The organism is Novosphingopyxis baekryungensis DSM 16222 (assembly GCF_000420305.1).
GTDB lineage: Bacteria > Pseudomonadota > Alphaproteobacteria > Sphingomonadales > Sphingomonadaceae > Novosphingopyxis > Novosphingopyxis baekryungensis.
This window is the reverse complement of record NZ_ATUR01000002.1, coordinates 663,141-688,326: the sequence shown is the minus strand read 5'-3', so window position 1 is coordinate 688,326 and position 25,186 is coordinate 663,141. Positions and strand designations below refer to the sequence as shown.

The window sequence follows — 25,186 nt, the reverse complement described above, 5'->3', positions numbered from 1 at the left end:
CCCGCGCCCTTGCGCATTGGCCAAAACGCATCGTCCCGGACCTGATCCGGGATCCAGGGAGACCATTTCGCATGGCCTGCCCCCGAACCCCGGTTCGAGCCCGGGACGACATGATCTTTACGCGGCGGGAAGGGCGCTGGCGCCCCTGCCCTTATTTCTTCGCTGGCGCCTTCTTGGCGGCAGGCTTCTTGGCGGGCGCCTTCTTGGCAGCCGGCTTGTCGTCCGCATCCGCGTCCTGCTCGTCGGCCTTCTTGGCGGCGGCCTTCTTGGCCGGTGCCTTCTTGGCAGGCTTTGCAGCGTCGTCCGCATCCGCCTTGGCGGCAGCGGCCTTCTTCGCCGGCGCCTTCTTGGCGGATGGCTTGTCGGCCTTGTCGTCTTCGGCGTCCTTGGCTGCGGCTTTCTTGGCCGGGGCCTTCTTCTTGGCGGCCGGCTTCTTCTTGGCGTCGTCCGCTTCCGGCTCCGCCTCGATCGCCGCTTCGATCTCTTCGCGGGTCACGGTGCGCTCGGTCACGTCCGCCTTGTCGAACAGGAAGTCGACCACCTTGTCTTCATACAGCGGCGCACGCAGCTGCGCGGCGGCCATCGGGTCCTGCTGCATATATTGCATGAACTGCTGGCGCTGCTCCTGCGGATAGCGGCCCGCGGCCTGCTGGATCAGCATGTTCATTTCGTTCTGTGAAACGTCCACGCCATTGTCCTGGCCGATGGCGGAAAGCAGCAGGCCGAGGCGCACGCGGCGCACCGCGATATCGCGATACTCGTCCTTCTCGTCTTCCATTTCCTTCAGCGCCGTCTCGCTGTCTTCTTCCTTGGCCGCTTCGGCCTGCAGCTGCTGCCAGATCTGGTCGAACTCGGCTTCCACCATGGTCGGCGGGACGTCGAAATCATGGCTGCCAGCCAGCTGATCGAGCAACTGACGCTTCATATGGGTGCGGGTCAGGCCGTTGAGTTCCTGCTCCAGCTGACCCTTGATCAGGCCGCGCAGCTGCTCTTCGCTTTCCAGGCCGAGCGATTTGGCGAAATCATCGTTCACCACCACTTCGGCGGGCTTGCGCACTTCGCCAACCACGATGTCGAACGTGGCATCCTTGCCCGCCAGATCGTCATTGCCATAATCCTTGGGGAAGGTGACGTTCAGCATCTTTTCGTCATTGGCCTTCACGCCGACCAGCTGGTCCTCGAACCCGGGAATGAGCTGGCCCGAACCGATCTGCACGGCCATCGCTTCGCCCTTGCCGCCATCGAACGGCACGCCATCGACCTTTCCTTCGAAATCGATGATGACCATGTCGCCATCCTTGGCCTTGTAGCTCTTGGCGGCCGGTTCGAAATTCTTCTGGTTCTCGGCCAGGCGGCTGAGGGCTTCCTCGATTTCGACATCGGTCGGCTCGACCGTCAGACGCTCGAGATTGAAGCCGTCGAGCGCAGGGGCCTGCACGTCGGGCAGCACTTCCAGGCTCATGTCCAGCGTGGCGTCTTTGCCGGCCTCATAGCCGTCCTGCAGCGAGACATCGGGCTGGATCGCGGGGCGCAGATTGTTGTCGCTGATGGTCTTCTGGATGCCGTCCTGGATGGAAGCGTTCAGCGCGTCCTGCATCAGCGCCTCGCCGTGCATCTTGCGCACCAGATTGGCGGGCACCTTGCCGGGGCGGAAGCCAGGCATGCGGACCTGCGGTGCGATCTTCTTCACCTCGCTGTCCACACGCGCTTCGATTTCGCTCGCAGGGATGGTGATGGTGTAGGCGCGCTTCAGGCCTTCGTTCAGCGTCTCTTTGCTCTGCATGACTGGTTCAAGCTCTTTCCGTTTATGTCTGGGCGCCACCGGACTGGCCGGCCCGCGCCTTCAAGAATTCCGTTTCGACCCGGATATGCCGGTCGCCTCCCGCGTAGCGGTTTGGTGCGGGCGAAGGGACTCGAACCCCCACATCTTGCGATACTTGGACCTAAACCAAGCGCGTCTACCAATTCCGCCACGCCCGCGCGGCCCGGGCCGAAGCCCGCGCGTCTAGCGAGATACGCGCATGAGGGCAAGCCATCTGCGTGGGAGCCAAGGCGCTTTTAGCGGGTTTCTGATACTCAGAGGAGAAAAACCATGCCCGTAGAACCCCCCATTCCGCCCAGCGAACCCCAGCCGAACCCGGCCCCGGCCCCGCCGATCCCGGAAACACCCGGCACGCCATCCGCGCCGCCCGCCAGTCCGCCCGCCGCGCCGCCGGAGAACCCCGGCGCGCCGAACCCCGGCGAACCCAGCGCCCCGCCGCCGGAAATCAGCCCGCCAACGCCGGATATCGATGTGCCTTCCCCGCAGCAACCGCCCGGCACCCCTGCCCCCGGTCAGCCGATGGCCTGACAGCCGGTCCCTGCGGCTTGCGGTCGCCAAAATCCGCTGTCGTTAAATTTGCGCATCGGGTCTGCTATGGGCCTAGGCCTATCTAAAGACGCAGGGAGCGGGCGCGATGCGACATATCATGATCTGGCTGGCGCTGGTGCTTTCCGCCGGCCTTGCGGCGGGTGCGCCGGCGGCGGCGCAGGACCTCCGCGTGATGAGCGTCAATGTGCGCTATCCGGGTCCGCAGGACGGGGAGAACCGGTGGGAGGCGCGGCGCGATCTGCTGGTCGATGTCATCCGCGACGCCGCGCCCGATCTCATCGGCACGCAGGAGCTGTTCCAGCTGCAGGGCGACTATATAACCGAAAGACTGCCCGCTTATGCCTGGTTCGGGGTCGATCGTCGCGGCGGCCATGGCGATGAGCATATGGGCATATATTACCGGCGCGACCGGCTGACTTTGCTGGATTCGGGCCAGATCTGGCTATCCGAGCGACCGGACGTGCCGGGCAGCATCAGCTGGGGCCATCCCTTTCCCCGCACGCTGGCCTGGGGGCTGTTCGAAACGCGCGATGGCCGGCGCTTCCGCCTCTACGATACGCATTTCCCCTATCGGCCGGAAGATGACGGCGCCCGCACCAAAGCGGCCCGGCTGATCGCCGACCGCATCGCCGCCGACGACGGGCTGCCCGCCATCCTGACCGGGGACTTCAACGCCGGGGCCGGCAGCGACGCACATGCCCTGCTCACCCGTCAACTCTATGATGTCTGGCAATTCGCGCCGCGGATCGACGGGCCAACGCCCGGCCATCATGGCTTTCTGGGCGGCACGCCGACGCGCCGTATCGACTGGATCCTGCTGCGGGGATTCGCGGTGACGCAGGCGCGGACCATCGCCGCGCATCGGGATGGCCGCTATCCCTCGGATCACTATCCGATCATGGCCGAATTGCGCTGGATCGATTGAGCGCCTGTGCCGCGCGCGCACAGGAGACGTCTATATGGCGCCAGTTTCAAGGGACCGGTCTTACTGCGCCAGCGCCCATAATTGCTGCCCGCATAGCGCGATAAACAGCGCCGCCGATGCCCCCAGCAGCCCGTTGGTCATCCAGCCATTGCGATGCTCGGCAGCGATGTCCCGCCGGTTGAGCAGCAGGATCAGCGTGATCGCCAGAAACGGCATGAAGAACGCCCCGAACGCGCTGTAGAGAATGACGAGGAAGAACGGCTTGTCGAACAGCAGCAGCAGCATCGGCGGAAAGGTGAGCCACAGCAGATAGAAGCGGAACGGCCGGCTGCGCTCGGCCTCTTCCGGGCGCTCCTGCGCGCCCTGCAACTGATGGACGAAATCGGAGAACATCAGGCTGACGCCCTGCCACACGCCGAGCAGCGAGGACAGCGCGCTGGCGGCGAAACCGATGAGAAAGGTGATCGCGATCGGGCGGCCAAAACGCGCGGCCAGCACGTCCGACAGACCAAGCAGCCCTTCATCGCCCGTGCCCAGCGCGATATCGGCCGCATAGAGCAGCTCCGCACCCACGATCAGCATGGCGATGACGAAGATGCCGGTGGCGACATAGGCCGTGCCATTGTCCAGCCGCATCATCGGGATCCAGGCCGGGCCGCGCCAGCCCTTGGCGTTCACCCAATAGCCATAGGCCGCGGTGGTGATGGTGCCGCCCACCCCGCCGATCAGGCCCAGGGTGTAAAACAGCGAATTGTCCGGGATGCGCGGGATCAGCCCCTCGGCAATCGCGCCCAGATCGGGCAGCACCAATATGGCAAGGCCCACCATGACGACGAACATCACCGCCACCAGCAGCTTCATCACATTTTCGAACGCCTGATAGCGGTTGAACCAGACGAAGATCAGCCCGAACAATCCCGCCAGAACGGCCCAGCCGCGCAAGGACAGGATCGGGAACAGCGCGGTCAGCGGCAGCGCCGTCGCGCTCATCGCGGTGGCCCCGTAGAGCGCGCCCCAGATGAGAATGTAGAAACCGAAATAGACGCTGGTCCAGCGGCCCAGCGTCTGCCAGCCCTGAAAGATCGTGCGTCCGGTCACCAGATGATAGCGCGCCGTGCCCTCGGCCAGCGCGATCTTGACGATACAGCCGATCACCGCCGCCCACAGCAGCGCATAGCCGAAGCGCGTGCCCGCGATGAGGGTGGCCACCAGATCGCCCGCGCCCACCCCGGTCGCCGCCGCCACGATGCCGGGGCCGATGGTGCGCAGCCGGGCCAGCCCGCGCGGCGGCACCGGCGCGTCGGCGCTGTCGTCGGCGGAGACGTGGTCGGCGGCGGCGTCGCCTTCTGCGCGCGCCGCCCCGGCCATGTCAGCCCAGCTTCTGCTTCAGCAGATCGTTGATGATCTGCGGATTGGCCTGGCCCTTCATGGCCTTCATCGTCTGGCCCACGAAGAAACCGAACAATCGGTCCTTGCCGCCTTTATACTGCTCCACCTTGTCCGGATTGTCGGCCAGCACCTTGTCGATCTCCGCCTCGATCGCGCTGGTGTCGCTGGTCTGCTGCAACCCTTCGGTGGCGGCGATCTCGGCCGGTTCGCGGCCGGTTTTCAGGACGATCTCGTAAATCTCCTTGGCCTGTCCGCCGGAGATATCGCCCGCCGCCTGCATCTGCAGGATCGCCGCGCTGGCCTCTGCCGTATCGTGCGAAAGGTCTGCGTCTTCGCCCAGGCTGTTGCGCACGCCCGGCGCAATCGACAGCGCCCAGTTGGCGGTGCTGGTGGCGATATCCTTCTCGCTCTTGCCGAGCTTGTCTGCGGTCACCGACAGCAGTTCCTCGAAGCTGCGATAGCTTTCCACATCGGCGGTCAGCACGGCGGCGTTATATGCGCTGAGGCCCAGTTCGCTTTCATAGCGCGCGCGCTTGGCATCGGGCAGTTCGGGCAGCGACGCCTTGCATTCGCTCAAGAATTCCTCGGTCAGCTCCAGCGGCAGCAGATCGGGATCGGGGAAATAGCGATAATCATGCGCATCTTCCTTGCTGCGCATCGAGCGGGTTTCGCCGCGCGCCGCATCGAACAGCCGCGTTTCCTGCACCACCGTGCCGCCATCCTCGATCAGATCGACCTGGCGGCGGGCTTCCACCTCCACCACCTGCTGGATGAAGCGGATGGAATTGACGTTCTTGGTCTCGGTACGGGTGCCGAATTCATCACCCGGTTTGCGCACGGACACATTCACATCGGCGCGCATGGAGCCCTGCTCCATATTGCCATCGCACGAGCCGACATATCTCAGAAGGCTTCTGAGCTTGCGCACATAAGCGCCCGCTTCCTGCGGGGAACGCATGTCCGGCTTGGACACGATTTCCATCAGCGCCACACCGCAGCGGTTGAGGTCGACATAGGACATGGTCGGGTGCTGATCGTGCAGCAGCTTGCCGGCATCCTGCTCGATATGGATGCGTTCCACACCGATAGTCTTCTGTTCGCTGTCCGGGTCCTTCTCGTCCAGCGTCACGACCACTTCGCCCTCGCCCACGATCGGGTGATAAAGCTGCGAAATCTGATAGCCCTGCGGCAGATCGGCGTAGAAATAATTCTTCCGGTCGAACCGCGAATAGCGGTTGATCTGCGCACCCATCGCCATGCCGGTGCGCACCGCCTGCTTCACGCATTCCTCGTTCAGCACCGGCAACATGCCCGGCATCGCGGCATCGACCAGCGAGACCTGGCTGTTCGGCTCGGACCCGAAATCGGTCGCCGCGCCGGAGAAGAGTTTGGAGATGCTGCTGATCTGCGCATGGACTTCCAGGCCGATCACGACCTCCCATTCGCCGGTTTCGCCCTGAATGCGATAGTCGCTCATGTCCACCACTCCTGCGGCTTGGCGTCGAAGGCCGAACGCTGTTCCAGCGCCAGGCTGGCGTTCAGCACGGTCTGCTCGTCGAGCGGTTTGCCGATCAGCTGCAGGCCCAGCGGCAGGCCCTGCTTGTTGAGGCCTGCGGGCACGCTGCTGGCGGGCAGGCCGGCGAGCGAGGCGGGAACCGAGAAGACGTCGTTCAGATACATGGTCAGCGGATCGCCCACCATCTCGCCCAGCCCGAAGGCGGCGCTCGGCGCGGTGGGGGCCAGGATAACGTCGCAGTCCGCCCAGGCGGTCTGGAAATCGCGGCTGATCAGCGTGCGCACCTTGCTCGCCTGCGTATAATAGGCGTCGTAAAAGCCTGCGCTCAGCACATAGGTGCCGATCATGATGCGGCGCTTCACCTCGGCACCGAAGCCAGCGGCGCGGGTGGCGGCGTACATTTCCTGCAGGTCCGCGCCCTCCGGCAGATCGCGCAGACCATAACGCACGCCGTCATAGCGCGCGAGATTGGAGGAGGCCTCCGCCGGGGCCACGATATAATAGGCCGGCAGCGCATATTTGGTGTGCGGCAGCGAAACATCGACGATGGTCGCGCCGGCATCTTTCAGCCGCTGCGCGCCTTCCTGCCACAGCCCGTCGATCTCGCCGTCCATGCCGTCGACCCGATATTCCCTGGGAATGCCGACGCGCAAGCCCTTGAGATCGCCAGACAAAGCCGCGTCCCAATCGGGCACCGGCGCGTTCAGCGAGGTGGAATCCCTGGGATCGAACCCGGCCATGGCGCCCAGCATGATCGCACAGTCGCGCACGTCGCGCGCCATCGGCCCCGCCTGGTCGAGCGAGCTGGCGAACGCCACCACGCCATAGCGCGAGCAGCGGCCATAGGTGGGCTTCACGCCGGTGATGCCGGTGAATGCGGCGGGCTGGCGGATCGATCCGCCGGTATCGGTGCCGGTCGCCGCCGGGCACAGCCGTGCGGCCACCGCCGCCGAACTGCCGCCCGAGCTGCCGCCGGGGGAAAGCTTCGCGTCGCCGCCGTCATTGCGCCGCCATGGAGACACTACATTGCCGAACGCGCTGGTTTCGTTCGACGACCCCATCGCGAACTGATCGAGATTGAGCTTGCCCAGCATGCCCGCGCCCGCTTCCCACAGCTTGCCCGAAACGGTGGATTCATATGGGGGATGAAAGCCCTTCAGGATGTCGCTGGCCGCGGTGGTCTCCACTCCGTCGGTGCAGAACAGGTCTTTCATGCCGATCGGCACGCCCGCCATGCTGCCGAGCTGGCCGCCATCGGCGCGCGCCTTGTCCACCGTTTCGGCGGCGTTGATCGCGCGCTCCGGCGTGGTGACCAGAAACGCGTTCAGCGCTCCGGCCTTCTCCACCCGCGCATTGAACGCCTCGGCCACTTCGACCGCCTTGAAATCGCCATCGCGCACGCCGTCGCGGATGGCGGCCACGCCCATATCGGTAAATTCGGTCATTATTCGATCACCTTCGGCACGCCGAAAAAGCCTTCTTCGCTTACCGGCGCATTGGCCAGCACCTCGGCGCGCTTGTTGCCGTCGGTCACGGCATCCTCGCGCAGACGCAGCGTGTTGGGGATGACCGCGGTCATCGGCTCGACGCCGCTGGTATCGACCTCGCCCAGCTGCTCGACAAAGCCGAGGATGTTGTTGAGTTCGGGCTCCAGCGCCCGGGCTTCGTCTTCGCTGATCGCGATCCGCGCAAGGCGGGCGATCTTCAGGACGGTTTGGGTATCGACTGACATGGCCCTGCCGCTAACACCGGCCCCGCCCGCCATCAAGAGGACAAGCGATGCGCGCGCGATCTTCAACCGCTATTCATCCGGCGATGCTAGCGGGGATGACTTTCGCGCTACAGCCTTTATGTGGCCTGCAACCAGAGATTGCGGAAAGACCGACTTGGCCAGAAAATTCCTCTATTTCATCGCCATCTGCATCGCGCTCATCCTGGCCGCGGGCATCCTGTGGTCGCGCTATGCAGACCGAATTCTGCAATATACCAGCGTGCCGGACGTGGCCTTTGTGGAGCAGGAAAAGCTGGCGGAAAACGTCTATGACGATCCGGCCATGTGGTTCGCCCGGCCCGGCCGCCGGACATCGGTGGTCAACTGGCTGCCGCCGGGCATGCAGCCCATGGGCAAGGGCGATGCGGCGGTATTTTTCATCCACCCCACCAGCTATCTGGCCAAGGATTACTGGAACGCCCCGCTGGACGATGTGGAATCGCAGAACCGGGCGGGTGTGTTCCTGCGCGGGATGGCGTCCGCCTTCAACGCGGCGGGCGACGTCTGGGCCCCGCGCTATCGGCAGGCCGCGTTCGGCGCCTTCATCACCGACAAGCCGGAAGGGCAAAAGGCGATCGATGCGGCCTATCAAGACGTGCTGCAGGCGTTCGATGCCTTTCTGGACGGCATCGGGCCGGATCAGCCGATCATCCTGGCCGGCCATAGCCAAGGCTCGCTGCACCTGACCCATTTGATGAAGGACCGCATCGCCGGCAAGCCGCTCGCCAAGCGGATCGTGGCGGCCTATGTCGTCGGCTGGCCGATCAGCGAGACGACCGATCTGCCGGCGCTCGGCCTGCCGCAATGCGAGACCGCCGATCAGCCCGGCTGCGTGCTGAGCTGGCTCAGCTATGCCGAGCCTGCCGATGTCGGCTTTATCGAAAAGGCGTATGCCGCCACCACCGGTTTCGACGGCCAGAGCCGCAGCGGCACCACCATGGTGTGCACCAATCCGCTGACCGGCCAGGCCGATGACGAGGCCCCGATCGAGGCCAATCTGGGCACGCTGGTGCCCAATGACGACTTGAGCGATGCCGAGCTGGTGCCCGCCTCCGTGCCCGCGCGCTGCGATGAGAAGGGCTTCCTGCTGATCGGTGATCCGCCCAGCCTTGGCTCCTATGTGCTGCCGGGCAACAATTATCATGTGTACGATTATCCGCTGTTCTGGGCCAATGTCCGCGCCGATGTCGCACGGCGGCTGGACGCGTTCGAGGCGCGCTGATGGACATGGTGGAAACCGCCGCAGGGTTGCGCGCGCTGTTGCCGCAGGGCGGCGCGCTGATCGGCCTGGATCTGGGCACCAAGACCATCGGCACCGCCTTTTGCGATGCGCAGTGGACCTTTGCCACCCCGGCCAAAACCATCAAGCGCCGCAAGTTCCTGGCCGACCGGGAGGAGCTGCGCCTGGCCATCGAAAGCCGCGATGCGCGCGGCATCGTGCTCGGCCTGCCCCGCAATCTGGACGGGACCGAGGGGCCGCGCTGTCAGTCCACGCGCGCCTTCGCCCGCAATATTGCCGATCTGGCGCTGCCGATCCTGCTCTGGGATGAGCGCTGGAGCACGCAGGCGGTGGAGCGCGCGATGATCGAACAGGATGTCAGCCGCGGCAAACGCGCCGAACGGATCGACAGCGCCGCCGCCGCCTATATCCTGCAAGGGGCGATCGACGCGCTGGTGCGCGACTAGCCTTCCGCAAAATCTGCGTCGCCCCTGCGCAGGCAGGGGCCCATCCCGCCTATCGATCCATCGCAACAACCGTCGATCTGCAGGAACCGACGATCGTGCCGCGGTGCCGAGAAACCATCGTTCCTGATTCCACCAACGCGGGATGGGCTCCTGCCTTCGCAGGAGCGACGATGTGCGGTGGGCATTGGTCCGTGATCGGCAGGACAGAGCGGAACGGCAAAATCTGCGTCGCCCCTGCGCAGGCAGGGGCCCATCCCGACTGTCGCTAGCGCGCAACGGATTTGGACCGGCGCACACCAAGATCGCGGCCATCGCGGTCCCGCTTTCACCCTTGCCTTTTCACCCGCGCCAGCCATCATCTGCTCATGCGCGGGGGCTGGGTGTATATTATGGCGAACAAGCCGTTCGGCACGACCTATATCGGCGTCACGGCCAATCTCCCTGCGCGCGTGCACCAGCATAAGTCCGGCACCGGATCGATCCATTGCCGCGACCACGGCCTGCACCATCTGGTCTATGCCGAAGAATATCCGACCATCGCCGAAGCGATCGCCCGCGAGAAGGCGATGAAGAAATGGAAGCGCCGCTGGAAGACCGATCTCATCAGCAAGGCCAATCCCGACTGGTCCGACCTGCTGCCCTATTGATACCTGATTGATTGCAACAGCCGTCGATCTTTATGGACCGACAATCGCGCGGGGGTGCTGAGATACCACCGTCTCCCATCCCACGAGCGCGGGATAGGCTCCTGCCTGCGCAGGAGCGACGGTATGCGGTGGGGCTTGGTCTGCGATGGACAGGACAGAGCGGGATCGCAAATTCTGCGTCGCCCCTGCGCAGGCAGGGGCCCATCCCGGCTATCGATCCATCGCAACACCCATCGATCTGCACGAACCGACAATCGCGCCGGGGTGCTGAGATACGATCGTCCCCGATCCCACGAGCGCGGGATGGGCTCCTGCCTGCGCAGGAGCGACGGGGGGATGTTCGGGCTGTCCTACAGCCCTTCATATCGGTTAAGACCCGGCTATGCCCGCGCGCACCGCCCTGCCCGACCTGCCAGTTTTCAGCATGCAGCCATGCGCTGGAATTTGCGCCTCTGGACAGTGTGACCTGTGTGAACCAAGTGAAGCTGGCATGGCTTGCCGCCCCGCGCCCCGGCCATTAGGAACCTGCCTTTAATGACAGCATCAGACACCGCCAGCCGCTATCCGCAAGGCAGCGCCGCCTTCCCGCATGCCAATCTGCTCGGCATTGCCGGGCTGCAGCCGTGGGAAATCCTGTTCGTGCTGGATGAGGCGGAGCAGTGGGTGGCCATGAACCGGCAGGCCTCCAAGCATGACGACCGGCTGGCCGGCCTTACCCTGATTAACGCCTTTTTCGAGAACAGCACGCGCACGCTGCTGAGCTTCGAGATTGCCGGCAAGCGGCTGGGCGCGGACGTGGTCAACATGCACGCCGCGCAATCGAGCGTGAAGAAGGGCGAGACGCTAATCGACACCGCGGTTACGCTCAACGCGATGCGCGCCGATGCCATCGTGATCCGCCATGCCAGCAGCGGCGCGGTGCAGCTGATCGCGGACAAGGTCGATTGCCCGGTGCTCAACGCTGGCGATGGCAGCCATGAGCATCCCACGCAGGCGCTGCTCGATGCGCTCACCATCCGGCGGCGCAAGGGGGATATCTCCGGCCTGCGCATCACCATCTGCGGTGATGTGCTGCACAGCCGCGTCGCCCGCTCCAACATGATCTGCCTTGGCACGCTGGGCGCCGAGGTGCGCGTGGCCGGGCCGCCCGCTCTGCTGCCGCCGGGGCTCGATGCGCTCAACGTGACCGGCTATACCGATTTCGATGCCGCGCTGGACGGCGCGGACGTGGTCATGATGCTGCGTCTTCAGAATGAGCGGATGGCCGGGCCATTCATCCCCTCCCCACGCGAATATGCCTATCTCTACGGGCTCGACGAACGGCGGCTCTCGCTTGCCGCGCCTGACGCGCTGGTGATGCACCCCGGCCCGATGAACCGGGGCGTGGAAATCAGCTCGACCATCGCCGACGATCCCAAACGCTCCGCCATTGTCGAGCAGGTGGAGATGGGCGTGGCGGTGCGCATGGCCTGCCTCGATATTCTCACCCGCCGGTCGCGCGGCATGGAGGGCTGGGCATGAGCCTCATCATCACCGGCAGCCATGTGCTGCACCCCGGCGCGGCCGACCCGGCAGCGCAGACACTGTATATCGCGGACGGGCGCTTCGTGGAGGACGCCCCGCAAGGCGCGCAGACGTTCGACGGCAAGGGGCTCATCGCCGCGCCGGGCATCGTGGATCTGGGTGTCTTCGCCACCGACAAGCCCGCCTTTCATTTTGGCGGCATTACCCGCGCGGCGCTGATGCCCGATCGCACGCCGCCGCTGGACGATCCCGGCGCGGTGCGCTCCGCCACCCGATCGGGCAAGCCGGACTTCTGGGTGCATCCGCTGGGCGCGGCGACCAAGGGGCTGGCGGGCAGCGAGCTGGCCGAGCTGGCGCTGATGAAGGACGCGGGCGCGCGCGGTGTGGCGACCGGGCGCGGCTGGATTGCCGATAGCGGCGTGATGCTGCGCGTGATGGGCTATGCCGCCGCGCTCGATCTGCCGCTGTTCGTGCATAGCGAAGACGGCGGGCTGACCGGCCATGCCGTGGCCACCGGCGGCGAGACGGCGACCAGGCTGGGCCTGCCGCAAGCCCCGGCGATGGCCGAAGCGCTATCGATCGCGCGCGATCTGATGCTGGCGGAAGAAAGCGGCGCGCATGTCCATTTCCGCCAGGTGACGACGGCGCGCGGGTTCGATCTGATCCGCGATGCCAAGGCGCGCGGGCTGCGCATCAGCTGCGGCATCACCCCGGCGCATCTGTTCCTGTCGGACATCGCGGTGACCGGTTTCCGCACCTTTGCGCGGCTGTCTCCGCCGCTGCGTGCCGAGGAGGACCGGCTGGCCTGCATCGCGGCGGTGGCGGACGGCACGGTCGACGTCATTTCCTCCGGCCATGATCCGCGCGGGCCGGAAGACAAGCGCCTGCCCTTTGCCGACGCCGCGCCGGGGATGGCGGGCGCGGAGACGCTGTTGGCGATGGCGCTGGGGCTGGTGCGCGACGGGCATGTCAGCATGGGGCGGCTGTTCGAACTGCTCAGCGGCAATCCCGCGCGCATTCTGGGCGTGGAAGCGGGCCGCATTGCGCCGGGCTGCGAGGCGGACCTGATCCTGATCGCGCCGGACGCGCCGTGGCAGGTCGATTCCTCGCGCATGGCAGCGCAGGCCGGCAATACGCCGTTCGACGGGCTGCCGGTTCAGGGCCGCGTACGCCACCTGATCAAGGGCGGCGTGGTGATCAAATAGGGGTGCGGACCGGGCGACCTTCAGCGCGAGGCGAGCACCCGGCCCGTCATCGTGCCAGCGGCATATTGTACCTGGCCACCGGCGCGCATGTTGCGCACGATACACGTCCCGCCTTCGGATTTCAGGCTGGAACATAGCGCGCTGGCACTGCCCGCATCATCAAAGCCCATCGCCGCCAGCCGATAGAGCGTGCGGCCCTTGACCGTGATCCGGGCGCTGGCGCTGCTGTAATTCTTCAGCGCGGCATGGCGCTTCTGGTACACCGACCACCCCCGTGCCGCGTTCTCGGGGGAGGAGAATGCGCCAAGCTGCACGACATGCGTGCCCTGCGCGGCGCCTGCGCTGCGCTTGGGCGCGGATGGGGCGCTGCTGGCGGACGCCATCTTGAGCGGGGTCGCCTTGGCGGAAGAGGCCGGGGCCTTGATGATCGGCGCGGCTGGCACAGCTGCCGGGGCAAGCGGTTCGGGCGCCACGGCCACATCGGGTTCGGCGGCAGCGGCGAACACCGCCTTGCCACCGGCCTGCGGCGCGGGACCGACCGCCGGGAGCGGCCCGTCGCGATGGGGAATGGCGACGGACGCCACCATCTCCACCTGCGGCTGGCTGTCGTCCAGCGCGATGCCCATCGGCCGGCCGACGTCGGACACCGGCACCACGCCAAGCAGGCTGGCCACCCGCGTCTCATAGGCACCGGGGCGCGCCATCTGCGCCCAGCTGGCGATGCGAGTGTCCACCTCCTCGGGCGCGAGGTCCTGCGCCGCCATGATGCGCGCCTCGCGCCAGCGCCCGTCGAGGGCATAGGCCAAGGCGAGGTTCTGGCGCGTCTTCACCGCCGCCATGTCGGACCGGATCGCGTTGGTCAGCACATCCACGGCGCGCTTGGTATCGCCGGCCAGGGCCATCGCCAGCCCGTAATCGGCCACCGGCAAATCGGTCTGGTTGGCGTCGAGCAGCTGCCGCGCGGCCCCCACCTGCCCCTGCGCGATGTCAGCCAGCGCCAGGCCGATCACGGCCCGCGCGTTGCGGTTGCCCAGCAGCATCGCTTCATCGAAGCTGGCACTGGCGGAGGAGAAGCGGCCGGCCGACAGGTAGGCCTGACCAAGCAGCGCGCGCAGTTGCGGGTTGCCGGGATCGGTCAGCACCGCCGCTTCGGCATAGCCGATCGCCTCGTCATGCTGGCCGTTATCGAGCGCCTTCAGCGCCTTCGCCTGCGCCTTGACCGCCGATTTGGCGGGGCGCGGCGCGTCCGACGCGGCGTTGAGCTGTCCCGGCGATACGGTCGAGCAGCCCACGGTCGTCAGCGCGAACAGCGCGCCGGTCGTGGCCAATCGGATGAAGATACTGCTTGTCATGGGGAGATCCTGTCTCGGTTTCACGGTCGCCGCTTTCACGATGACGGCTCTGCGCTGCGCGCGGGCACATGGCGGGTGAGTTCGTTCAGTTCGGGCATGCCTGCCAGCATCTCGTCCAGCGCTGCCGTCACCAGCTTCTGCGCGCTGACGTTGCGCACGGCGCAGGCCAGGCGCAGCTTGAGATGACGGTCCGGGTCGAGGCGCAAGGTGAAGGCGGCCTTGTTCTGCGCCGCTACGCGTGGCTTGCCTTGCGTTGCCTGTGGCACCGAGGGCTTCGGTTTGGTCCTTGGCTTGCTGGCCAGAAGTGGCTGCGCTGGCGTGTCGGCCAACGTCGGCTCGGCCATGGTCTCTTCGGCCAGTGTCTCCTCGGCGAGCGCGCTGTCGTCCGCCAGAACGTCAGCTCCGTTCAGCGCTTCGGTCTGCGGCGCTATCACGTCACGATCGTTCGCAGCTTCGGCTTGCGCCATATTGTCGGTGCTTTGCGGCACATCCATCGGGGCCTCAGCGTCGGACGCCGCCCGCTCAAGCGCGTCGTCCGTCGGCAGAGATGCGATGTTGAGACGCTCCTTCACCTCCCGAATCCTTGCGCTCTGTTCCGGATCGCTGTGGGGAATGGCCCCCATCAGGGGGTTCTGGCGAAACGCCCCGCGTTCGTCCTGTGCATCCGGATCGGGATCGACATCATAGCCCATGTCATTCCAGCCCAGGTCGTCTTGCTCCAGACCCGATGGCCGGTGGCTGGGCGCTGGACGGCGCATCGCGGGGCGGGCTGCGCCCTTGCGGGCCAGCAAACTCGACGACAGCGAGGCAATAGGTTTCAGATCGCTCATGCCTGCCCCCTCAGCTGCCGACTATGCGGCGGCCGAAACCGCCCATGGGCCGTGCGGCGGGCATGTGCTGTTTCAGCGCGCTTGGCGCAGCGAAGACGGTACGACGGAAATTCTTTTCGAGGCGATCGGAGATATAGTCCCACATCTGGCCAACTTCGGCGGCGCTGCGTCCGGCGGGGTCCACTTCCATGACCGTTCGGCCATCAATCATCGAGGCGGCAAAATCCGTGCGATGATGCAGGGTGATGGGGGCCACCGTGCCATGCTGCGACAGCGCCACGGCGGCTTCCGATGTGATCTTCGCCTTGGGCGTGGCGCCATTGACCACAAAGATGAGCGGCTTTCCTGCGCGCTCGCACAGATCCACAGTGGCGCCGACTGCGCGCAGATCATGCGGGCTTGGACGTGTCGGGACAAGAATGAGTTCGGCCACGGAGATCACGCTCTGGATCGCCATGGTAATGGCCGGCGGCGTATCGATCACCGCCAGCTTGAAGCCTTGTTCGCGAAGAATGGCAAGATCATTGGCCAGCCGCGCCACTGTCGTCTGCGCAAAGGCGGGAAAGTCGGATTCCCGCTCATTCCACCAGTCGGCCAGAGAACCTTGTGGATCGATATCGATCAGCACCACCGGGCCGGCTCCGGCCAGCTGGGCCTGAACCGCCAGATGGCCGGACAGGGTGGTCTTGCCCGATCCGCCTTTCTGAGATGCCAGTGCCAGAACCCGCAACGATATTCCCCTTCGCCAATATTCCGGCAAAAGAAATGGCAGAACACAGCTAAAATCCGGTTAACGTACGGCCGCGCCGCTCCAAGCTGCTGCAGGCCGCGTTCAAGCTGGCGATATGGCTATTTCCCAAATTCTTGGTTAAGCTAAGCTCTGGCAATATTTACCAATTATTGAGCGGTCCCGTGCCATGGCGCCATCGTCCAATGGAGTAGCTTTTATGTCGCATCGTTTTCTCGCTCTTGCCGCCATGGTCGTTGCCGCACCGCTGGCGATCGCCGCGCCGGCCCAGGCCGATGTAAAGGCGGGCGTGGATGCGTGGGCCGCGGGGGATTATGAAACGGCGGTTGGCGAATGGCGGGAACCGGCGCTTGCTGGCGATGCCGATGCGCAGTTCAACCTTGGTCAAGCCTATCGCCTTGGACGCGGTGTTCCGGCCAATCTGGATATCGCGCTGGACTGGTTCCGCAAGGCATCCACCCCGCGCGAAGGCGGCATCATTCATCGCAAGGCCGCAGACGAATATGGACTGACCCTGTTCCAGACCGGGCAGCGCGCTGCGGCCCTGCCTTATGTCGAACAGGCGGCGCAGCGGGGGGAACCGCGCGCGCAATATGTTCTGGGCACGGCCTATTTCAACGGCAAGCTGGTCGAGAAGGACTGGGTGCGCGGTTATGCGCTGATGAGCCGCGCGTCCGCCGCCGGCATTCCTGCGGCGCAGCGCAGCCTGGCCCAAATGGACAATTATATATCCGAGCCGCAGAAACGCGAAGCGCTGGCCATGGCCAATGCGATGGAAGCCGACAGCGCGATGGCGAGCAACGACACCGCCTTCCCTGCCGCCACGGCCCAGCCACAGCCGGTGGCCCGCCCCGTCGATCTTCCGCCGTCACAGACCGCCGGCACCACGTTCACCCCCGGCACGGGCGGAACCGTGGGCGCCATGGCATCGGCAGACAGCTTCCCGCAGAATCGGCCCACCGAGGCCCCGGTGGCAAATGCTTCGCCCGCGATGGCCGCGGCCCAGCCGTCCACCATGCCGGCAGCGTCCAGCGACAGCGCAAGCATCCAGCAGATAAGCGAGGGCATCGATATTCCCGGTTATACGCCGTCCGCCCCGCTGCGTCCCTCCGCCCCTGCGGCAGCCGTTGCCGTTCAGGCGGCAGCGCCCGCAGCGGCGCGCCCTGCCGCCACCGGTCCATGGCGCGCACAGATCGGTGCGTTCAGCACCGAGGCGCGGGCCAAGGCGCAATATGACAATCTGGGCAAGACCATTCCGGCCGTGGCGCAGGCACAGCCCTATCTGGTCGATGCCGGGCGGGTGACGCGCCTTCAGATCGGCCCCTTTGCCAGCAAAGCCGCCGCTGATCGCGCCTGCGCCGCCGTGAAACGCGCCGGCAACGGCTGTTTCAGCCTTAAAAAATAAGCATCGGTCCGAACCGGCCGAAACCGCAGAGCGCGCTCATTCCGCAGACCACCACTGCGCCCGCGGCACGCCTTGCGCGTAAAGCAGCGCGCTGAGATCTCCGTGACGGATCGCCGCGTCGGCGGCAGCCGCTGTTTTCGGCTTGGCATGATAGGCAATGCCCAGTCCGGCGGCCTCGATCATCATGATGTCATTGGCACCATCGCCCACCGCCAGCGTCTGCGCGGCGGGCAAGGCGTGATCCGCCGCACTCCGGTGCAGCAGCGTCGCCTTCAGCGCCGAATCGACGATCGGACCGGTCACCGCACCGCTCAAACGGTCCGCTATTACCTCAAGCTGGTTTGCGACCGCGCGGTCGAAACCGATCTCGCCGGCCACCGGGTCGGCAAAATGGTGGAAGCCGCCGGAGACGAGCAGGCAGTGCGCCCCCCAGCCCTTCATCGTGCGCACCAGCTGCTGCGCGCCCGGCATCATGCGCACGCGCTCTTCGCGGCAGCGCGCGATGGCCGAAGCCTCCAGACCCTCCAGCAGCTTCACCCGCCCCCGCAGCGCTTCGACAAAGTCCAGCTCGCCGCGCATCGCACGCTCGGTCACGGCGCTGATTTCGGCCTTCAGCCCGGCATAATCGGCCAGCTCGTCAATGCATTCCACGGTGATCATGGTGCTGTCCATATCGGACACGAGGAGCATCTTGCGGCGATCCGTACCCGGCTGCACCACGATATCGACATGTTCCTCCAGCGGCGCGAGGGCCATGCGGATGGCCGATACGGAAGCATCGGCGGTAATGTCCGCCGCGCGCCCCTCATCGATCCAGGCCCAATCGGTGACCGACAGGCCGGCATCGCGCAAGCGGTCGGCAGCGGCATCGATATCATCCCGCAAAAGCGTTTCGGCTGCTATCAGCGTGGCGATGGACATGGATTCTCCTGATGACAAAAGGCCGCTGGCGCTGATCGCAGGTCCGACGGCCAGCGGCAAGACGGCGCTGTCGATTGCCCAGGCACGGCGCGCGCCATCGATCATCATCAACGCCGACAGTGCGCAGGTCTATCGCGATCTGCCCGTGCTCAGCGCCCAGCCGACGGATGATGAGCGCGGCGATATCCTGCACCGGCTGTTCGGTTATCTGGATGGCGCCGAAAACTGCTCTGCCGCGCGCTGGGCGGCAGACGCGGTGGCCGAAATCGAGGCGGCCTGGGCAACCGACCGGCTGCCTATTCTGGTGGGCGGGACCGGCCTGTATCTGCGTACGCTTTTGGACGGGATAGCGCCGATCCCGTCGATCGACCCCGTGGTACGCGCTGCGGTGCGCGCCATGCCCGTCGCGGAGGCTTTTGCCGCGTTGCAGAACGAAGACCCGGGCATGGCGCGGACGTTGAACGCCGCCGACACCACGAGAGTCCAGCGCGCCCTGGAGATTATCCGCGCCACCGGGCGCGGCGCGCTGGAATGGCGCGCGCAAAAGCATGGCGGCATCGGTCACAAGGTGGCGCTGCGCCCGCTGATCCTCCTGCCCGAGCGCGAATGGCTTTATATCCGTTGCGATACACGGTTCGAACGGATGATGGACGGCGGCGCGGTGGAAGAAGTCGCCGCGCTGCTGGCGCGCGATCTCGACCCGGCGCTGCCCGTCATGCGCGCCATCGGCGTGGCGGACATTGCGGCCATGCTGCGCGGCGAGATGGACCGGGCGGAGACTGTGGCCGCCGGGCAGCGCGCCACGCGCCGCTATGCCAAGCGCCAATATACCTGGTTCCGCAATCAGCCCCCGGCGGACTGGCCGCGCTGGACAGGCGATCCAGCGGATGCGCTGGATGCGCTCACACGCCGTAGTTGAATGCCCCCCTCCTCCCTGCGAAAGCCCATGCCATGACCAATCCCATCCTATCGGACGCCGACATCGATCTGGCCGCGATGCACGGCAAAGCTGTCGCCATCATCGGTTATGGCAATCAGGGGCGCGCGCAGGCCCTGAATTTGCGCGACAGCGGCATCACCGTGCACATCGGGCTGCGTCCCGGATCCTCCCGTGAAGCGCTGGCCCGCGATGACGGGTTCGATCCGCAGCCAATGGCCGACGCCGCTGCTGCCGGCGATATCGTGATGTTGCTGGTGCCCGATGAGGTGCAGGCGGATCTATGGAACGGCACCCTTGCCGCAGCCGTGCGCAAGGGCGCGACCATCGGTTTCGCGCACGGCCTCACCATCCATTACAAGCTGATCGCTCCGGCGCCCGATCTCGACATCATTCTTGTCGCGCCCAAGGGGCCGGGCAAGGCCCTGCGCGCGGAATATGCCACCGGACGCGGTATTCTGGGTCTTATTGCGGTGGCGCAGGATGCCAGCGGCACCGCGCGCGCCACCGCGCTGGCCTACGCCGGAGCCATCGGTTGCGGCCGCGCGGGCATATTGGAATCCAGCTTTCAACAGGAAACCGAGGCCGATCTGTTCAATGAACAGGGCGTTCTGTGGGGCGTGATTCCCGAACTGATCGAGGCGGGATTCGATACGCTGGTGGAAGCTGGCTTCGCCCCGGAAATCGCCTATTTCGAATGTCTGACCGAAGTGAAGCTGCTGGGCGATCTGGTGTATGAGCGCGGCATCGCCGGCATGCGCGAGGCGATCAGCAACACCGCAGAATTCGGCGCGGCACAAGGATCAGGCCGCATCGTGACCGAGGCCGCCCGGGCCGAAATGAAGCGCATTTTGGGCGAAGTGCAGGACGGCAGCTTCGTGCGGAAACTGGTGGCCGATGCGCGCAAGGGCTATCCCACGCTCACGGCATCACGCGCACGGGCCGCAGCGCACCCGATCGAGGCGGTGGGCCAGCGCATGCGGGCCATTCGCGACAAAAGCTGACCGCGCATGATATAAATTCGACCACCGCTCCAGCCAAAGCCGGAGCGGCGGAATACCTGGAAAAATCACGTGCTGGAGAAGCTGGCTTACTGGCCAGGCTGGGGCGCAGCGCCGGGCTGACCGCCCTCTTGCATCATCTGCTGCATCATCATCTGCTGCTGCATCTGCATGACTTCCGCCTTCGATTTGAAGTCGACCAGTTCCACGTCGAACACAAGATCGCTATTGGCGGGGATCACCACCTCGCCAGTTTGCGGATCGCTCTTCTCTTCGGCGCCATAGGCCTGGTCTGCCGGGATATGCAGGACATATTTGCCGCCCATCTTCATCTGCTGCAACCCTGCCGAGAAACCGGGGATCACGCCATCAACCTGCAGCGGCGCCCGTTCGCCCTGATCGAACACGGTGCCGTCTTTCAGCTTGCCGGTATAATTCACCAGCACGAAATCATCCGCCGCAGGGCTGACGCCCTCGCCTTGCGCGATCGTTTCGATCCGCGTGCCACCGGCCAGTTCATCGCCCTGCGCAAAGGACGTGCCGGAGCCCAGCCAGACTAACAGCGCGGCGACGGCGACCAGGACGGCGATGCCAATCCAGAAGACGGTGAGCGTACCCTTTTTCACAGGGTGCAATGGTACGGCGGTTACGGACATGAAGACGGCCTCATAACAAAGGAAATTTCGATACTGCCGAATAGGGCAGCAAAGCGGATATGAAAAGGGCGCCCACAGGCGCCCTCGTCAAATTCGAAAAGACGTGATCGGCTTAACCGTCACGCTCCATGCGCTTGCGCTCCATCTTCCGCGCGCGGCGGACGGCAGCAGCCTTTTCACGGGCGCGCTTTTCCGACGGCTTTTCATAATGGCGACGAAGCTTCATTTCGCGATACACACCCTCGCGCTGCAGCTTCTTCTTCAGCGCACGCAGCGCCTGGTCGACATTGTTATCGCGAACGATGATCTGCATAAAAAGTCCGTCACTCCGTATCTAAATCGGTTTGCCATGACGCCAACGCGGCATGGGCCTGAAAGATGCCAAAAACAAAAAAGCCGCACCTCACGGGCGGCGAAATCCTGCGGGCTGTTACAGCCTTGATAGCAGAAGGCAAGCCCTTTTGCCAGTGGACCACCACAGTTTTGCACCCGCTTTCGCCAGCAGGGCGGGCAAATTCGGGCAAAAGAAAGCAGCTCTTGCCCATGATTTCACCGCAGGGACGCATGGCCCGGTGCCGGCGAGCGACATATATAGTCATCGTCCCCGCGCCCAGCGGCGCTGGCATAGATCCCATAAGTCCGCTAAACCGGTTTCAAAGCACAACGCATGAGAGGACGTTCCGATGGCCACTGCCCTAGACACCCGCCCTGACAGCGCAAACATGAGTGAGGAGGAATGGGAAGTCCGTCAGCAACTGGCCGCATGCTACCGTATCTTCGACATGATGGGGTGGTCCGAATCGATCTACAACCACATCACCGTCAAGGTGCCGGGCGAGGCCAATGCCTTCCTCATCAATCCGTTCGGCCTTCTGTTCAGCGAGATCAAGGCGTCCAACCTGGTCAAGATCGATATCGACGGCAACAAGCTGGACGATAATCCCTATCCCGTGAACAAGGCCGGTTTCGTCCAGCATTCCATGTTCCACCGGGAGCTCGACTGGGCCCACGCCATTGCGCATACCCACACCACCGCCACCATGGCGGTCAGCGCCTTGGAAGGCGGGCTGCAGCCGGTCAATTTCTACGCCTGCAATTTCATCGGCCAGATCGCCTATCATGATTTCGAGGGCGTGACCGTGCGCGAGGAAGAGGGTGTGCGCCTGCGTGAAAATCTGGGCGACAAGCGCATCATGATGCTGAAAAATCACGGCCCCGTGATCTTGGGCCGCACGCTGCCGGAGGTGTTCATCACCCATTGGGCGCTGCAGCGCGCCTGCGAGATCCAGCTGGCCACCATGTCCATGGGCAAGCCCATCGGCATCAGCGAGGAGGTGGTGAAGGTCCATCAGCGCGATCTGCACCAGACGCAGCTTCCCGGCGGCCCAGGCGCTGCCGACTTCGCCGCCATGGTGCGCAAGGTGGACAAGATCGACAAGAGCTGGCGCGACTAGGCAGGAAGAAGGCGTACAGACGCTGCAAGCATGACCAAGTTCACCGTCAACGACCGGCCGGTCCAGTATCGCATGGATCCGGACACGCCGCTGCTTTGGGCGCTGCGGGAGGCATCCAACCTCACCGGCACCAAATATGGCTGCGGCAGCGGCGATTGCGGGGCCTGTATGGTCGATATCGATGGCGAGGCGATCCGCAGTTGTCTGGTCACCATCGCCGAGATCGAGGGGCGATTCGTCACCACCATCGAGGGTCTTTCGCGCGATCGCAGCCATCCGGTGCAGCAGGCGTTCGCCGCCACCGGCGCGGTGCAATGCGGCTTCTGCACGCCGGGGATGGTGATGGCCGCTGCCGTGTTGCTCGGCAAGACCGGCAATCCCACACGCGAAGAGGTGGAGGCCGCCCTGCCCAATCTGTGCCGCTGCGGCGTCTATCCGCGGCTGGTGGATGCCGTGCAGCGCGCGGGGCGTGTCGCCCGGCGGGAGGAAAAGCTGTCCGCCGTGCCGCCACCGGGCATTACCCCGGAAGACGCCTCGGAAGCGGTGCCCGCGCTCAAGCGCCCCGAATCAACGCAGACGCGCCGCTAATCCAGCGATGATGGCAGACTGGTCTGCCACGGCCGCCGCAATCTCCTGCCGCGTTTCGGCAAGGGCTGCGGCGCCATTGCCGGCAGCGCCATCCTGTTCCTGCGCGAGCCGCGCAGCCAGCACAGCGTCGATGTCGGCCAAGGCGCTGACGCTGCCGGACCGCTCGATATCGAGCCGGGACAGCGCCTGCTGCGCCACCACCCAGCCTTCCGTGCCGGGCGCACCCCCACTTGCCGCGCCGACATTGCTGCGCACTGCGGGCAGCGCGGCCCGAAATGCAGCCTCGGCCCGTTCATGCGTCGCCAGCGCCGTGTCCGCCGCCTGTCGCTGCGCATAGGACAAGGGTGAAAGCTGCGCTGTGGGTGGCGGCGGCAGCGCTTCGCCCTGCGGCCGATCGGCCGCCCGGGCCTGCGTGACCTCATAGGCGCGCGGGGCGAGCGAGGGGAAATTATCGGAACCCTGCAGGCACCCGGCAAGCAGGAACGGCAGAGCGAGACAGGCCAGCGATTTCATGGCATATTCTCTAGGGCGGCCTCTGCAAGGCGGCAAGTGGCGGTGGATCTGCGGATGTGACCCGGAAAAGCGTTGACAAGCATGCTGCCTCCACGTAGCTGACGCTCTTCCAGCGCGAGGCCGGTGGCTTCGTGCCTTTTCGTTTTTCGTGCTGGCCGCAATTTTTAGACCATAACCGAGTATAGCCCATGTTCGCGATCGTGCGCACGGGCGGCAAGCAATATCGCGTCGCCGCCGGAGATAAAATAGCCGTCGAAAAGCTGGCCGGTGAAGCCGGCGACAGCGTGACGCTGGATGATGTTCTGCTGGCCGGCGAAGGCGCCGACATGAAGGACGTTGCTAAGCTCACCGTTGGCGCGCGCATCATTGCGCAGGACAAGACCGACAAGGTCATCGTTTTCAAGAAGCGTCGTCGGCATAATTACCGCCGCAAGCAGGGCCACCGTCAGAATGTGACGTTGCTGGAAATCCTGTCGATCGGCGATGAAAAGGCTGCGCCCAAAAAGGCTGCCGCTGCGAAAAGCGACGATCAGTCGGATGCCAAGCCTGCAAAGGCTGCTGCTGACAAGGCGAGCCCCAAGAAGGTGACCGCCGAAGGCAAAGGCAAGGCCGAGAGCGTGACCAAGCAGGCGCCGTCGAAGAACGACGCCAAGAACGAAGAAAAAGAAGGGTAATCAGCCATGGCACATAAAAAAGCAGGCGGCTCTTCGCGCAACGGTCGCGACTCAGCCGGTAAGCGTCTTGGTGTAAAGAAGTTCGGCGGTGAGCAGGTCATCGGCGGCAACATCATCATGCGTCAGCGTGGCACGAAGATTTATCCCGGCGCCAATGTTGGCCTTGGCAAGGACCACACGCTGTTCTCGCTCGTCGAGGGCCGAGTCCGATTCCATGGCGGCAAGCTTGGCCGCAAATATGTGTCGGTAGACATGGCCGCCGAAGCGGCAGAATAAGCGGACAGTTTCAGAGGCTGTCCCGAAGGGATGGCCCGGAAGCTCCAAGACGGAGCTTCACTTTTCAAAAAGGGAGACGGGCCCGCCCCGGCTCCCTTTTTTGTTGGGCAAATGGCCCGACTTACCCCCTCTCCCTTTGCAATAACCGCTCGAGCGGCTTCATGGTCCTGTCATCACACGGGGTTAAGGAGCGTTTCGCCAAGGCGGTTACGGGAGAAACGATATGTTTGCCATTACCCCAAGGCTGATGCTGCGGCCGCCATGGCCGGAAGATGCTCAGCAGGTTTTCGATGCCGCCAATGAAGAGCGGATCGTGCGCAATCTGGCGCAATTGCCTTGGCCCTACCGTCCGGAAGATGCCGCCGATTATTGCGCCACCGCCGGCGATGACCCGCTGCCACATCTGCTGATTTTCGATCGTTTGGCAGCGCGGCCCCGCCTGCTCGGCACCTGCGCGCTGGACGACAAGGACCATGGTGTCATGTTGGGCTACTGGATCCGCAGCGACAGCTGGAACCGCGGCTATGCGTCCGAAGCCGGCAAGGCCCTTGTCGCGATGGCCCGCGCGCTGGGACATGATCAGCTTACCGCCACCCATTTCGTCGACAATCCTGCTTCGGGCGCTGTGCTGCGGAACATCGGTTTCCGCGAGACCGGCCGGATCGAACAGCGCTGGAGCGAAGCCCGGCAGTCGCGGGCACCGGCCCGCCATTATCGCTGGCATGCCGATGAGCAGGACATGGCCGATGAAGACCATATGCCTGCGCGATGCTTGATGGACAAGGCGGCGGCCTGAC

At 65.0% G+C, this 25,186-nt stretch carries 27 protein-coding genes and 1 tRNA gene; 15 read left to right on the top strand and 13 right to left on the bottom strand.

The features are described from left to right. Positions 1–151: 151 nt before the first annotated feature. Both tig and G410_RS0103385 read right to left on the bottom strand, forming a co-directional pair. Positions 152–1,783, bottom strand: coding sequence for a trigger factor (gene tig / locus G410_RS0103390; RefSeq protein ID WP_022672255.1), 1,632 nt, complete (start codon positions 1,781–1,783; stop codon positions 152–154). Positions 1,784–1,895: 112 nt separating this feature from the next. Next, positions 1,896–1,980 (bottom strand) — tRNA-Leu (locus G410_RS0103385). 112 nt (positions 1,981–2,092) lie between these two features. Here G410_RS0103385 and G410_RS17910 point away from each other — a divergent pair. Continuing rightward, positions 2,093–2,350, top strand: a complete 258-nt coding sequence (locus G410_RS17910; RefSeq protein ID WP_156851833.1) for a hypothetical protein — start codon at positions 2,093–2,095, stop codon at positions 2,348–2,350. Between the two features lie 106 nt (positions 2,351–2,456). Then, on the top strand, positions 2,457–3,296 hold the full coding sequence (locus G410_RS0103375) for an endonuclease/exonuclease/phosphatase family protein (RefSeq protein ID WP_022672253.1): 840 nt from the start codon (positions 2,457–2,459) through the stop codon (positions 3,294–3,296). A gap of 60 nt (positions 3,297–3,356) precedes the next feature. Here G410_RS0103375 and G410_RS0103370 read toward each other — a convergent pair whose 3' ends face one another. The 4 genes from G410_RS0103370 to gatC are packed head-to-tail and all read right to left on the bottom strand — an operon-like array spanning position 3,357 to position 7,933. After that, entirely contained in the window at positions 3,357–4,664 is a 1,308-nt protein-coding gene (locus tag G410_RS0103370) for an Nramp family divalent metal transporter (RefSeq protein WP_022672252.1), read from the bottom strand. Position 4,665: 1 nt separating this feature from the next. Next, a complete protein-coding gene (gene gatB, locus G410_RS0103365) occupies positions 4,666–6,162 on the bottom strand; it encodes an Asp-tRNA(Asn)/Glu-tRNA(Gln) amidotransferase subunit GatB (protein WP_022672251.1) in 1,497 nt (498 codons plus the stop codon). Then, entirely contained in the window at positions 6,159–7,646 is a 1,488-nt protein-coding gene (gene gatA / locus G410_RS0103360) for an Asp-tRNA(Asn)/Glu-tRNA(Gln) amidotransferase subunit GatA (protein WP_022672250.1), read from the bottom strand. Before gatA ends, gatB begins: the two co-directional genes overlap by 4 nt. Then, the gene (gene gatC, locus G410_RS0103355) at positions 7,646–7,933 is read right to left on the bottom strand and encodes an Asp-tRNA(Asn)/Glu-tRNA(Gln) amidotransferase subunit GatC (protein ID WP_028971008.1); all 288 of its coding nucleotides are present in this window, start codon (positions 7,931–7,933) and stop codon (positions 7,646–7,648) included. Before gatC ends, gatA begins: the two co-directional genes overlap by 1 nt. A gap of 154 nt (positions 7,934–8,087) precedes the next feature. On the opposite strand from gatC, the gene G410_RS0103350 reads away from it, so the two are divergent. The 5 genes from G410_RS0103350 (at position 8,088) to G410_RS15455 (ending at position 13,034) form a co-directional block, all read left to right on the top strand. After that, complete coding sequence (locus tag G410_RS0103350) at positions 8,088–9,194, top strand: DUF3089 domain-containing protein (RefSeq protein ID WP_022672248.1); 1,107 nt, start codon at positions 8,088–8,090, stop codon at positions 9,192–9,194. 5 nt (positions 9,195–9,199) lie between these two features. After that, a complete protein-coding gene (gene ruvX / locus G410_RS0103345; RefSeq protein ID WP_028971007.1) occupies positions 9,200–9,658 on the top strand; it encodes a Holliday junction resolvase RuvX in 459 nt (152 codons plus the stop codon). A gap of 365 nt (positions 9,659–10,023) precedes the next feature. Next, positions 10,024–10,305, top strand: a complete 282-nt coding sequence (locus G410_RS0103340) for a GIY-YIG nuclease family protein (RefSeq protein ID WP_022672246.1) — start codon at positions 10,024–10,026, stop codon at positions 10,303–10,305. A 534-nt stretch (positions 10,306–10,839) separates the two neighbouring features. Then, on the top strand, positions 10,840–11,826 hold the full coding sequence (locus tag G410_RS0103335) for an aspartate carbamoyltransferase catalytic subunit (RefSeq protein WP_022672245.1): 987 nt from the start codon (positions 10,840–10,842) through the stop codon (positions 11,824–11,826). Continuing rightward, on the top strand, positions 11,823–13,034 hold the full coding sequence (locus tag G410_RS15455; protein ID WP_022672244.1) for a dihydroorotase: 1,212 nt from the start codon (positions 11,823–11,825) through the stop codon (positions 13,032–13,034). Before G410_RS0103335 ends, G410_RS15455 begins: the two co-directional genes overlap by 4 nt. Before the next feature lie 20 nt (positions 13,035–13,054). Here the strand turns inward: G410_RS15455 and G410_RS15450 are convergent, their stop codons facing one another. Genes G410_RS15450 through G410_RS0103310 form a run of 3 tightly spaced genes read right to left on the bottom strand, consistent with a single transcriptional unit; the run spans position 13,055 to position 15,946 of the window. Then, entirely contained in the window at positions 13,055–14,386 is a 1,332-nt protein-coding gene (locus G410_RS15450; protein WP_022672243.1) for an SPOR domain-containing protein, read from the bottom strand. A gap of 35 nt (positions 14,387–14,421) precedes the next feature. Further along, entirely contained in the window at positions 14,422–15,216 is a 795-nt protein-coding gene (locus tag G410_RS17260; RefSeq protein WP_022672242.1) for a hypothetical protein, read from the bottom strand. A 10-nt stretch (positions 15,217–15,226) separates the two neighbouring features. Beyond that, entirely contained in the window at positions 15,227–15,946 is a 720-nt protein-coding gene (locus G410_RS0103310; RefSeq protein ID WP_022672241.1) for a ParA family protein, read from the bottom strand. 217 nt (positions 15,947–16,163) lie between these two features. Between G410_RS0103310 and G410_RS0103305 the strand changes: the two genes are divergently transcribed. Beyond that, positions 16,164–17,369: an SPOR domain-containing protein gene (locus G410_RS0103305; RefSeq protein WP_022672240.1), complete on the top strand. Its 1,206-nt coding sequence runs from the start codon at positions 16,164–16,166 to the stop codon at positions 17,367–17,369. A gap of 36 nt (positions 17,370–17,405) precedes the next feature. Here the strand turns inward: G410_RS0103305 and serB are convergent, their stop codons facing one another. Beyond that, positions 17,406–18,290, bottom strand: a complete 885-nt coding sequence (serB, locus tag G410_RS0103300; protein ID WP_022672239.1) for a phosphoserine phosphatase SerB — start codon at positions 18,288–18,290, stop codon at positions 17,406–17,408. Here serB and miaA point away from each other — a divergent pair. Together miaA and ilvC are read left to right on the top strand one after the other, a co-directional pair. Continuing rightward, complete coding sequence (miaA, locus tag G410_RS15435; protein WP_022672238.1) at positions 18,289–19,209, top strand: tRNA (adenosine(37)-N6)-dimethylallyltransferase MiaA; 921 nt, start codon at positions 18,289–18,291, stop codon at positions 19,207–19,209. The two genes, serB and miaA, sit on opposite strands and share 2 nt — an antisense overlap. 32 nt (positions 19,210–19,241) lie before the next feature. Next, complete coding sequence (gene ilvC / locus G410_RS0103290; RefSeq protein WP_022672237.1) at positions 19,242–20,231, top strand: ketol-acid reductoisomerase; 990 nt, start codon at positions 19,242–19,244, stop codon at positions 20,229–20,231. A gap of 86 nt (positions 20,232–20,317) precedes the next feature. Here the strand turns inward: ilvC and G410_RS0103285 are convergent, their stop codons facing one another. Together G410_RS0103285 and rpsU are read right to left on the bottom strand one after the other, a co-directional pair. Further along, on the bottom strand, positions 20,318–20,884 hold the full coding sequence (locus G410_RS0103285; protein WP_022672236.1) for an FKBP-type peptidyl-prolyl cis-trans isomerase: 567 nt from the start codon (positions 20,882–20,884) through the stop codon (positions 20,318–20,320). 112 nt (positions 20,885–20,996) lie between these two features. After that, positions 20,997–21,197: a 30S ribosomal protein S21 gene (gene rpsU, locus G410_RS0103280; RefSeq protein WP_022672235.1), complete on the bottom strand. Its 201-nt coding sequence runs from the start codon at positions 21,195–21,197 to the stop codon at positions 20,997–20,999. Positions 21,198–21,567: 370 nt separating this feature from the next. On the opposite strand from rpsU, the gene G410_RS0103275 reads away from it, so the two are divergent. Next, positions 21,568–22,338 carry a class II aldolase/adducin family protein gene (locus G410_RS0103275; RefSeq protein WP_022672234.1) on the top strand — a complete coding sequence of 257 codons (771 nt, stop codon included), beginning with the start codon at positions 21,568–21,570 and terminating at the stop codon, positions 22,336–22,338. A gap of 30 nt (positions 22,339–22,368) precedes the next feature. After that, positions 22,369–22,926, top strand: a complete 558-nt coding sequence (locus tag G410_RS0103270) for a (2Fe-2S)-binding protein (protein ID WP_022672233.1) — start codon at positions 22,369–22,371, stop codon at positions 22,924–22,926. Here G410_RS0103270 and G410_RS15430 read toward each other — a convergent pair. Beyond that, positions 22,906–23,439 (bottom strand): hypothetical protein, encoded by a 534-nt coding sequence (locus G410_RS15430; protein ID WP_022672232.1) that lies wholly within the window; start codon positions 23,437–23,439, stop codon positions 22,906–22,908. The two genes, G410_RS0103270 and G410_RS15430, sit on opposite strands and share 21 nt — an antisense overlap. A gap of 188 nt (positions 23,440–23,627) precedes the next feature. Between G410_RS15430 and rplU the strand changes: the two genes are divergently transcribed. From rplU to G410_RS15425, 3 genes are all read left to right on the top strand, one after another. After that, positions 23,628–24,113, top strand: a complete 486-nt coding sequence (rplU, locus tag G410_RS0103260; RefSeq protein WP_022672231.1) for a 50S ribosomal protein L21 — start codon at positions 23,628–23,630, stop codon at positions 24,111–24,113. A 6-nt stretch (positions 24,114–24,119) separates the two neighbouring features. Further along, entirely contained in the window at positions 24,120–24,389 is a 270-nt protein-coding gene (gene rpmA / locus G410_RS0103255) for a 50S ribosomal protein L27 (protein ID WP_022672230.1), read from the top strand. Between the two features lie 223 nt (positions 24,390–24,612). Beyond that, entirely contained in the window at positions 24,613–25,185 is a 573-nt protein-coding gene (locus tag G410_RS15425) for a GNAT family N-acetyltransferase (protein ID WP_022672229.1), read from the top strand. The last annotated feature ends 1 nt before the right edge of the window (position 25,186 follow it).

Bases quoted from the DNA above. Each gene is read 5' to 3' on its own strand.
- tig (WP_022672255.1), bottom strand. From the start codon at position 1,783: ATGCAGAGCAAAGAGACGCTGAACGAAGGCCTGAAGCGCGCCTACACC.
- G410_RS17910 (WP_156851833.1), top strand. From the start codon at position 2,093: ATGCCCGTAGAACCCCCCATTCCGCCCAGCGAACCCCAGCCGAACCCG.
- G410_RS0103375 (WP_022672253.1), top strand. From the start codon at position 2,457: ATGCGACATATCATGATCTGGCTGGCGCTGGTGCTTTCCGCCGGCCTT.
- G410_RS0103370 (WP_022672252.1), bottom strand. From the start codon at position 4,664: ATGGCCGGGGCGGCGCGCGCAGAAGGCGACGCCGCCGCCGACCACGTC.
- gatB (WP_022672251.1), bottom strand. From the start codon at position 6,162: ATGAGCGACTATCGCATTCAGGGCGAAACCGGCGAATGGGAGGTCGTG.
- gatA (WP_022672250.1), bottom strand. From the start codon at position 7,646: ATGACCGAATTTACCGATATGGGCGTGGCCGCCATCCGCGACGGCGTG.
- gatC (WP_028971008.1), bottom strand. From the start codon at position 7,933: ATGTCAGTCGATACCCAAACCGTCCTGAAGATCGCCCGCCTTGCGCGG.
- ruvX (WP_028971007.1), top strand. From the start codon at position 9,200: ATGGTGGAAACCGCCGCAGGGTTGCGCGCGCTGTTGCCGCAGGGCGGC.
- G410_RS0103340 (WP_022672246.1), top strand. From the start codon at position 10,024: ATGCGCGGGGGCTGGGTGTATATTATGGCGAACAAGCCGTTCGGCACG.
- G410_RS0103335 (WP_022672245.1), top strand. From the start codon at position 10,840: ATGACAGCATCAGACACCGCCAGCCGCTATCCGCAAGGCAGCGCCGCC.
- G410_RS15455 (WP_022672244.1), top strand. From the start codon at position 11,823: ATGAGCCTCATCATCACCGGCAGCCATGTGCTGCACCCCGGCGCGGCC.
- G410_RS15450 (WP_022672243.1), bottom strand. From the start codon at position 14,386: ATGACAAGCAGTATCTTCATCCGATTGGCCACGACCGGCGCGCTGTTC.
- G410_RS17260 (WP_022672242.1), bottom strand. From the start codon at position 15,216: ATGAGCGATCTGAAACCTATTGCCTCGCTGTCGTCGAGTTTGCTGGCC.
- G410_RS0103305 (WP_022672240.1), top strand. From the start codon at position 16,164: ATGTCGCATCGTTTTCTCGCTCTTGCCGCCATGGTCGTTGCCGCACCG.
- miaA (WP_022672238.1), top strand. From the start codon at position 18,289: ATGGATTCTCCTGATGACAAAAGGCCGCTGGCGCTGATCGCAGGTCCG.
- serB (WP_022672239.1), bottom strand. From the start codon at position 18,290: ATGTCCATCGCCACGCTGATAGCAGCCGAAACGCTTTTGCGGGATGAT.
- ilvC (WP_022672237.1), top strand. From the start codon at position 19,242: ATGACCAATCCCATCCTATCGGACGCCGACATCGATCTGGCCGCGATG.
- G410_RS0103285 (WP_022672236.1), bottom strand. From the start codon at position 20,884: ATGTCCGTAACCGCCGTACCATTGCACCCTGTGAAAAAGGGTACGCTC.
- rpsU (WP_022672235.1), bottom strand. From the start codon at position 21,197: ATGCAGATCATCGTTCGCGATAACAATGTCGACCAGGCGCTGCGTGCG.
- G410_RS0103275 (WP_022672234.1), top strand. From the start codon at position 21,568: ATGGCCACTGCCCTAGACACCCGCCCTGACAGCGCAAACATGAGTGAG.
- G410_RS0103270 (WP_022672233.1), top strand. From the start codon at position 22,369: ATGACCAAGTTCACCGTCAACGACCGGCCGGTCCAGTATCGCATGGAT.
- G410_RS15430 (WP_022672232.1), bottom strand. From the start codon at position 23,439: ATGAAATCGCTGGCCTGTCTCGCTCTGCCGTTCCTGCTTGCCGGGTGC.
- rplU (WP_022672231.1), top strand. From the start codon at position 23,628: ATGTTCGCGATCGTGCGCACGGGCGGCAAGCAATATCGCGTCGCCGCC.
- rpmA (WP_022672230.1), top strand. From the start codon at position 24,120: ATGGCACATAAAAAAGCAGGCGGCTCTTCGCGCAACGGTCGCGACTCA.
- G410_RS15425 (WP_022672229.1), top strand. From the start codon at position 24,613: ATGTTTGCCATTACCCCAAGGCTGATGCTGCGGCCGCCATGGCCGGAA.